The sequence below is a fragment of the Campylobacter showae CC57C genome (genome assembly GCF_000344295.2).
Lineage (GTDB): Bacteria > Campylobacterota > Campylobacteria > Campylobacterales > Campylobacteraceae > Campylobacter_A > Campylobacter_A showae_B.
The window spans coordinates 1-7,357 of record NZ_AOTD01000195.1 but is presented as its reverse complement, the minus strand read 5'-3'; the positions used below and the strand labels follow the sequence as shown (position 1 = coordinate 7,357).

Genomic DNA, 7,357 nt, shown 5'->3' with positions numbered 1-7,357 from the left:
ACGCGCTCGGGAGCCACTTCGCGCGCGGCCTGAGCGCCGGCAAGGTCGATCTGGCTTAGTATCCAGCCGCCAAAAATATTTCCCGCCGAATTTGTGTCTTTTGGCAAGGCGACTTGCTTCATGCGCGGTTCGCCCATGCCTTCTAATGTTTTTTCCATTTTTATCCTTTCTATTTTTATTTAAAATTTGCAAATTTAGCGACAATCCGCCGCATTTGGCTTATTTTGCGTCAAGCTCGAGTTAAATTTGACTCGAAAAACCCGCAACTTTATAGCGCAAATTTGAGCATCAAAAAGGTGCGGGTCTCGCGCGCAAAAGGTAAATTTAAAGGCAAATTTAAAGCCCGATCAGCCGCGAGCCAAGGACAAATTTGACGCTAAGGGCGCGCCCTATTTCTCTCCCGCTTGCCACTTTTCCCATTCGCCGCTCTCGTCAAGCTCGTTTCCGATAACCTTGTAGCGGGCATAGTAGTGCTCTACAAAGGCCCTTGCCTGCACGTGTTTAGGCAGATAGCTTTTGCCGTCTTTGTCGCAAAATTTCGCCAAAAACTCGCCAGCTGGAGCGCGCCTTGCGTAGTGAAGCGCTAAATTTTTGTAGTTTGCGAGGCAGATTTCTTTAAATTTAGCGTAGTGCTCGCGGTCAAATTTGACGACCAAAGCGCCGCCATCAAAGCTAAGCGCGCCCGAGTCAAACAGCAAGCTCAGATGTATGAGCCCCTCGCAGTAGTACGCGCGCACCTCATCGACCTCGCGCCACGCGATGAGTCCGACCGCACGGGCGATCAGCTCGTGAAACACGCTCATCTCGTAGCTCGCCTCGCCGCCGATAAAGAAATTTACGAGCCCGCCCGTGGTCGCCTTGTACTCCTCGATAAATTTAAACTCGCCGTCCGCGTTCATCGCCTTTTCCGTGTCGGTGCCTACGAAAAGTATATGCCCAAACTCGTGGCCGATCGTGGAGATTTCGTAGGTTTTCTTCCAAATTTGCGGCTTTTTAAACAAAATTTCGCGCCCGTAGTCCAAAAACTCGCACGAAAAAATCTCCCCGCTAAGCTTCATAAACGGCCGCGCCTTGGCGCTCTCGTAAACGTGCTCGACGAAGGCGAATATCTTTTTGCCCCGCTCCTTGCTCACGGTCTCGTCGTTTGGCACGACCTGCGCGGAGAAAAGCCCGTTTAGCTCGGCGCCGTAGTAGATCATCGGCACGCTGATATATGTTTGCGTGCGCGCGACGTTTTGCGTGACTTGGCGTGCTAGCGCAGCGTCCTCTATCCTGCACTCGCGGCAAATTTGCTCGTAGGCGCGGATGACGCTGGCTTTAAATTTCGCCTCGTCAAAGTCGCTCGCACCCGCTAGCCTAACGTCCCACTCGAGCGCGACGGCGTGCGTGTAGGCGTCCTCGTAGTACTCGAGCGGATGACCCGGCTGTAGCGGGCCTTTTACATCCATCCACGCGCGCTCGGCGTCCTGCCACGCCGGGATCGCGCGGTCGTTTTCTCGCTCGCAAAACGCCGCCTTTAGCTTTTCAAAGTACGTTACGTAGGCTCTTTGCTCGTCGTTTGCGGCTAGCGTTTTTAGATTTTTGATTAGCACGTCTAGAGCGTCCGCCACGCGTTTTGCTTCTTTTTCAAAAGCCGCGGCATACGGCGCAAAGGCGTATTTATCGCCGTTTTTCATGACTGCGCCGTAGCTTCGCTCGCCCTTTTCGCCGCCGTCTTTTTGATAGAGGCGGTTTTCGTCGATAAATTTGATCGCCTCGGCCATGCTTGCAAATTTAGCTTCGAATTCTTTATTCGTCGTTTGCAGGATTTGCTTGTCCCACGCGCTTTGCCACGCGTTCATCGCTAGTCCCGCGCCGTGCATACCGCTAAGCAGCGCCTGATGAAACTCGTCTAAAATTTTCTCCTCTTTTACCCGCGCCAACAGCTTTTCAAAGCGCGCCTCGTAAAACTCGCGCACGAGTTCAAAAGCTTCGTCTTTTATGCGCTGTATCTCGGCCTCCTCACGCCCCTGCTTTTTTAGCTCATTTTCTAGCGGCTCAACCTTTAGATCGACTATGCGGCGCAAAACTGCGACCTTTTCGCTTTTCTCGCCCTTAAAGCCCGCGATTTTTAGCATCTTTAGCACGATCTCGCTTGGGTTATCCAGCTGCCGATACATCGCGTTTAGCTCGTCTTTACCGGCCGCTACTAGTTCGTTTAATCTTTTAAAATCGTTCACGTTCGTCCTTTTTAAAATTTGGCGTATTTTAGCTTAAATTTGATGCATATCACGTTAAAAGTGAGTAAGCGGGAGTTAAATTTGAAGATGCGGACGGCAAAATTTGCGCCCTAAAGAGATTGATTTATAAAGCTCAAATTTGAATTTATCCAAAAACAAAGCGCGGACTCAAATTTGAGGTTAAATTTAAACCCGCGCGAGTAAATTCGGCTAAATTTAGCGCTTTAGCGAACAGCGGTTTAAAAAGTAGCAAGCAGGGCAAAATCCCGTGACGCCCACGATAAAGGGCACGAGTCCGATCAGTCCCCACCAGCTGCTAAACACCGCTCCCGCGATCATTATCGCTAGTCCGATCAGAGCTCTTATTATCCTAGTTTTTTTACTTAGCATTGCGTTTTCCTCTCTTTGTTTTTACATTTTTTACACGTATTTATACCAAAAAATTTATAAAGAGGACAATAACCGTAAACAGCCGTCAGTAGCGGCACGAGACCGACCAGCCACAGCCAGCACTCGCAGACGAACCCAAATGCGTATATCCAAACCGCAGCGATTACTAGGCGGATAGTTTTATCTAAAATCCCGACGTTTTGCATTTTCTCTCCTTTATGCTAGGCCTCTTATCATGCCTTGCATGACCATCGGCTTCATCATATATAGCTTCATCGCCCAGTTTAGGTAGCTCTCGCGAGTCGCGCCCATGCACGCTATCGTAGGCTCGGGCTTGCCCGTCCAGTTAAACTCTACCATCACCGCCTTGCCAAATTTCGTTAGCAGCGGGCAGGCGGTGTAGCCGCCGTATCTAGCACTCGGTTCGCGTCCTTTTATGACGTCGGCGAGATTTTGCGCCAGCACGGGATACATCTTGCGTATACTAGCTCCTGTTTTGCCCGCAGCAAATCCGCAAACGTCGCCGATAGCAAATATATTTTTAAATTTCGAGTGTTGTAGCGTCTCGCGCGTGAGGCTGATCCAGTTGCCCGCCGCATCGCCTTTTTCTACGCTTAGCCCTGCATCGGCGTAGATTTTAGAAGCCTTCATACGAGGTACTAGGTGTAGGTAGTCAAATTTTACTTCGACTAGCTCTTTAGCGAGTTTATTTTCACCGTTTTCGCGGTACGGCATAGCGTGCTCAAATACCGCTATATTTGCACCTTTATCCACCTCAACCAGCTGATGCGAGGTAAAATACTTCACGTCTCGCTCCTCCAGCATCCCTTCTATCATTTTAGCATAAACAGGAGCGGAAAATATCGTCCGAGCACCCGAGTATATCGAGATATCAAGCTTGTCTCTGTTGCCTAAATTTCGCGCCATATCTTCGGTTAGCAGCGTTACTTTTTTATTTGCGCCCGAACACTTCATCGGTGTTTTGTTGTCGCTAAAGACTATCTTGCCGCCTTCTTTGCCGACTTTTTTCATTATGCCGGACATAGCAACGGCGCCAGGGATCGTGTAGATAGAAGTCACGTTGTCGCTACCTATATCGTCGGCGCTAAGTCCTTTTACGCTCTCAAACTCATACTCCGCTCCGCTAGCTATCACGAGGTAGTCGTAGTTCAAATTTGACCCGTCCTCTAGCTTGACGGAATTTGCCGCCGGATCGATAGATGCGGCATTTTGCTTTATCCATTTTACGCCGTCCGGGATCAAATTTGATTTTTCGTAGGTTATGTCTTCGGGCAGATAGTGGCCGGCTGCGATAAGCGTAAAGCCGGGCTGATAGTAGAAGTACTCGTCCTTATCAAGGACCGTTAGTTCGGCGTTTGGCATATCTCGTCGTAGTTTCGCCGCTAGGCTGATGCCGCCTAGACCGCCGCCGATTATTAGGATATTTGCGCGGATGTCCGCATTTTCTCCCGCATTTAGCTTGCTAGCCCCTGCGACTCCCGCCGCCGCTAGCCCCGCCGCGCCTAAAATTTTCAAGACGCCTCTTCTGTCGATGCTTTGCATAAAAGCTCCTTTTAGAAGTTATTGTCAAATCATAGCGCATTTTAAAATTTAAATATGTAACAAAGTCACCTTAACGTCACGACTCCGCGTTTTAGCTCGACGAGCCCCTTTTTCTGCATCTCTTTTAGCGCTCTTGATACCGCCTCTCTCGCGCTAGCGATGTCGTTTGCGATCTGTTCGTGCGTGATCCTTAGCCCGTTTTTCGCGCCGTTTTGCTCGAGGAAATTTATTATTCGCCTAGTTAGCGGCAAAAACAGCGTCTGATCCATCGCCGTTATCGCCGAGCTAAACCTCGTAGCCATGAGCTCTAGCGCGTGATTTGCCACCTGCGGATAGTTTTCGCGTAGCCTCTTAAATATCTCTCTCGGGATCAAAATCATCCGCACGTCATCTTCGATTTGCAAATTTATCTCCGCTTGTAGCGCTCCTAGCGAACAAAAGCCGCACAGCATACAGCTATCGCCGTCTTGTAGGTTAAAGACGGTGATCTCTTTAAAATTACTCGTGCTAACCAGCCCGCGCGCACGTCCGCTTATGATGATCGCGTAGCCAAGGCAGCCATCTTTTGGGTATATCCTCTCGCCTTTTTTAAAGCTTTTTAGCGTCGCGCTTTTTAACACCGCCTCTTCATCCTGCGCACTAAGCGTAAATTTGGAGGTAAACCGCTGCTTTATCGTATCTTTTATCTCATCCCTCGACATACGCGCTCCTTGGTTAAATTTGGCTTTTCTTAATTATATTTTCTTTTACGTAAAAGCTCGGTGATAAAATTTAGCTACAAAATATTTTAAGCATTGATTTATTTCGTGACTAACTCACCGAAATTGCGCTAAAATTGGGCTAAAATTTAGAAAAAACGAGGAAAAATATGAAAACGCAGGACGAAAAATCAAGCTGGCTGCAGCACTTTCCGATCATGTTTTACACCGTAGTTATGGGGCTTGGCGGACTGGCTCTCGCATACGAGCGGCTAAATTTGATCTTTGATATCTCAGGCGCGGTTTTTGAGATTTTACGCGCCGCGGCGAGCCTAGCATACGCGCTCATCTGCGCTTGCTACACGGCAAAGCTGATCAGATACCCGCAAGCTTGCAAGGCGGAGTTTTTCCACCCGGTGCGCGTAAATTTTTTCGCCGCTTTTTCGATCGGCACGCTGTTAGTCGCCTCGCTCTGGCGGGACTTTGCGCCCGTTTACGACGCGCTTTTTTGCGTGGGCGTCGCGTTTCAGACCTTTATCACGCTGCACGTCGTGTCTTTTTGGATCAAAAATAACGTCCAGATCGCACACTCAAACCCCGCGTGGTTCATCCCGATCGTGGGCAATCTCTTCGTCCCGCTAGCAGCGCCCGCCGCGAGCGAGCTTGCGTGGTATTACTTTGCGATCGGGATATTTTTTTGGCCTGTGCTTTTTGCGGTTTTGTTTTACCGCATCATCTTTCACGATCAGATGCCGCAGAAATTTATCCCGACGCTTTTTATCGTGATCGCGCCGCCTGCGATGGCGTTTTTAGACTACGTCAAGCTCACAGGCAGTTTTGACATGACGGCAAAGATCATGCTCTACGTCACGCTATTTTTCGCGCTTCTCATCCTTTTTATGTTTAAAAGCTTTTTACGGCTTAAATTTTTCCTCTCGTGGTGGGCGTTTACTTTCCCGACGGCTGCGGCTAGCATCGCGTTTTTGCGAGCGTTTGAGTTTAACGGGATTAAGTTTTTCTTGTTTGCGGGAGCGGCTGGGTTCGCCATCTTATGCGTTTTTATAGGTATCGTCGGCTTTTACACGGTAAAAGCGATGCGGCGCGGCGAAATTTGCGTGCCTGAGTGATAGTTTTGTGAAATTTAGATAGTTTTCAAATCCGCGCTCAAATTTGACTTTTAAACGCGGATTTTGGGAGCGTAAATAAGCCGAAGCCGCTTAAATTTACTTTATCGATCCCATCATTTTTAGCATATTTTCAAGCTCTTTTACTTCGGCTATGCCTTGGTTGCACGTAGATTCTTGTTCCTCTTTGCTCATCTTTTTTATGCTCGCGTAGTCGGCCTCAAACTCTTTTTTCGTCGCGGCGACGTCAAAGTCCTTTTTACCCTGAGCCTGGGCTTGTTTTGCCATCGAATCGATAAAGTCGTAAGAAACTTTTCTATACTCCTCGCAAGCAGCAGGCATCTCAGCAGCCGCAAGCTGTCCGGTAAAAGCGCAAAGCGCGACGAAAAGCAGTGATTTTTTCATGTTTATCCTTTTTAAAAAATGCGGCGTATGATAGCGAAATTTGGATAAATTAGCCATGACGGGCGATAAGTTCGCTAAAAGATATCTCGCGGGAGTTAAATTTAACTCCGAGCGAGGCGAGTTTGTCTTGCAACGATAGCGCTAACTCCTCTATGCCGCTAAATACGCAAAGCGGCAAATTTTGCGCCCTCTCTTTAGTTGCCGCAAAGCTCTTGTCTTCAAAAATTTTCTTTAAAAACACGAGCGTTTTTACCTTGTCCGCGCCCTAGTCCAGGGTAAAAAACGCTGAAATATTTATATTCGGGTTCCTCGCGCGCTTCATCTTTCAGCGCGTGATCGCCCGCTATTTCGCGGTAAAATTCGTTGTTTAAGTCCGCAAGAGGTGCGATCGCATCAAGTGAGCAAGGTGTCTCAAGCGCGGCGAGGGCGGTTAAATTTTCCTCAAATTTAACGATGTCGTCCGCGACCTTTATCGGCTCCCAAGAGCCAGCGCCGTGATAGGCAAAATACACGGGCGAAGCGTCACCAAGGGCAAAATCTACAAAAAACGGATCGTCCATGCCGTTACGCGCGATGACCCGCCAGCTCTTGCGCCACTGGCCCGGTGCGTCGTCTGCTAGCTCCTCGCCCGTTTTGCGGTCAGTAAGCCTATATCCCTCCTGAAAACTCTCAAACTCGTCAGGATAGAAAAACGGTAGTAAAATGCACTCTGAAACGATGCGTTTGTAGATAAAATTTCGGATCAAATTCGGGATTTGCACGGCGCGGCCTTTGGGTTAAATTTGAGCGAATTTTAGCAGAGTTTTTAGTCTGTGCAAAATTTACATTCAAATTTGACGAACACGAAAGAAGTAAATTACGCTCAAATTTGATGAATTAAATTTAAGCGTAAAAAGACAAGCGGAAGTATCGCGAGATGATTTTGAGAGTTGTGCAGAAATTTTAAGTCAAGGCTAGA

9 protein-coding genes and 1 pseudogene are annotated in these 7,357 nt (G+C 48.5%); 1 reads left to right on the top strand and 9 read right to left on the bottom strand.

Annotated elements, in window-relative coordinates:
- The 6 genes and pseudogenes from H740_RS07415 to H740_RS07390 all read right to left on the bottom strand — a co-directional run.
- Positions 1 to 158: pseudogene (locus tag H740_RS07415) on the bottom strand (acyl-CoA thioesterase); the annotation flags it as partial.
- Positions 159 to 389: 231 nt separating this feature from the next.
- Positions 390 to 2,219: an invasion protein CiaB gene (gene ciaB, locus H740_RS07410; RefSeq protein WP_002952892.1), complete on the bottom strand. Its 1,830-nt coding sequence runs from the start codon at positions 2,217 to 2,219 to the stop codon at positions 390 to 392.
- A 216-nt stretch (positions 2,220 to 2,435) separates the two neighbouring features.
- Positions 2,436 to 2,609, bottom strand: a complete 174-nt coding sequence (locus tag H740_RS07405; RefSeq protein WP_002952890.1) for a YgaP family membrane protein — start codon at positions 2,607 to 2,609, stop codon at positions 2,436 to 2,438.
- Positions 2,603 to 2,815, bottom strand: coding sequence for a YgaP family membrane protein (locus H740_RS07400; protein WP_002949192.1), 213 nt, complete (start codon positions 2,813 to 2,815; stop codon positions 2,603 to 2,605). Before H740_RS07400 ends, H740_RS07405 begins: the two co-directional genes overlap by 7 nt.
- Positions 2,816 to 2,825: 10 nt before the next feature.
- A complete protein-coding gene (locus H740_RS07395; RefSeq protein ID WP_002952888.1) occupies positions 2,826 to 4,172 on the bottom strand; it encodes an NAD(P)/FAD-dependent oxidoreductase in 1,347 nt (448 codons plus the stop codon).
- A 65-nt stretch (positions 4,173 to 4,237) separates the two neighbouring features.
- Positions 4,238 to 4,873 carry a Crp/Fnr family transcriptional regulator gene (locus H740_RS07390; protein ID WP_002952886.1) on the bottom strand — a complete coding sequence of 212 codons (636 nt, stop codon included), beginning with the start codon at positions 4,871 to 4,873 and terminating at the stop codon, positions 4,238 to 4,240.
- Positions 4,874 to 5,040: 167 nt separating this feature from the next.
- On the opposite strand from H740_RS07390, the gene H740_RS07385 reads away from it, so the two are divergent.
- The gene (locus H740_RS07385; RefSeq protein ID WP_002952885.1) at positions 5,041 to 5,997 is read left to right on the top strand and encodes an SLAC1 anion channel family protein; all 957 of its coding nucleotides are present in this window, start codon (positions 5,041 to 5,043) and stop codon (positions 5,995 to 5,997) included.
- Between the two features lie 96 nt (positions 5,998 to 6,093).
- Here the strand turns inward: H740_RS07385 and H740_RS07380 are convergent, their stop codons facing one another.
- The 3 genes from H740_RS07380 to H740_RS07375 are packed head-to-tail and all read right to left on the bottom strand — an operon-like array spanning position 6,094 to position 7,160.
- Positions 6,094 to 6,399 (bottom strand): DUF5339 family protein, encoded by a 306-nt coding sequence (locus H740_RS07380; protein WP_002952884.1) that lies wholly within the window; start codon positions 6,397 to 6,399, stop codon positions 6,094 to 6,096.
- 49 nt (positions 6,400 to 6,448) lie between these two features.
- Entirely contained in the window at positions 6,449 to 6,640 is a 192-nt protein-coding gene (locus H740_RS12205) for a hypothetical protein (protein ID WP_002952883.1), read from the bottom strand.
- Complete coding sequence (locus tag H740_RS07375; protein WP_002952881.1) at positions 6,618 to 7,160, bottom strand: hypothetical protein; 543 nt, start codon at positions 7,158 to 7,160, stop codon at positions 6,618 to 6,620. The genes H740_RS12205 and H740_RS07375 overlap by 23 nt, the downstream gene beginning before the upstream one ends.
- Between the last annotated feature and the right edge of the window lie 197 nt (positions 7,161 to 7,357).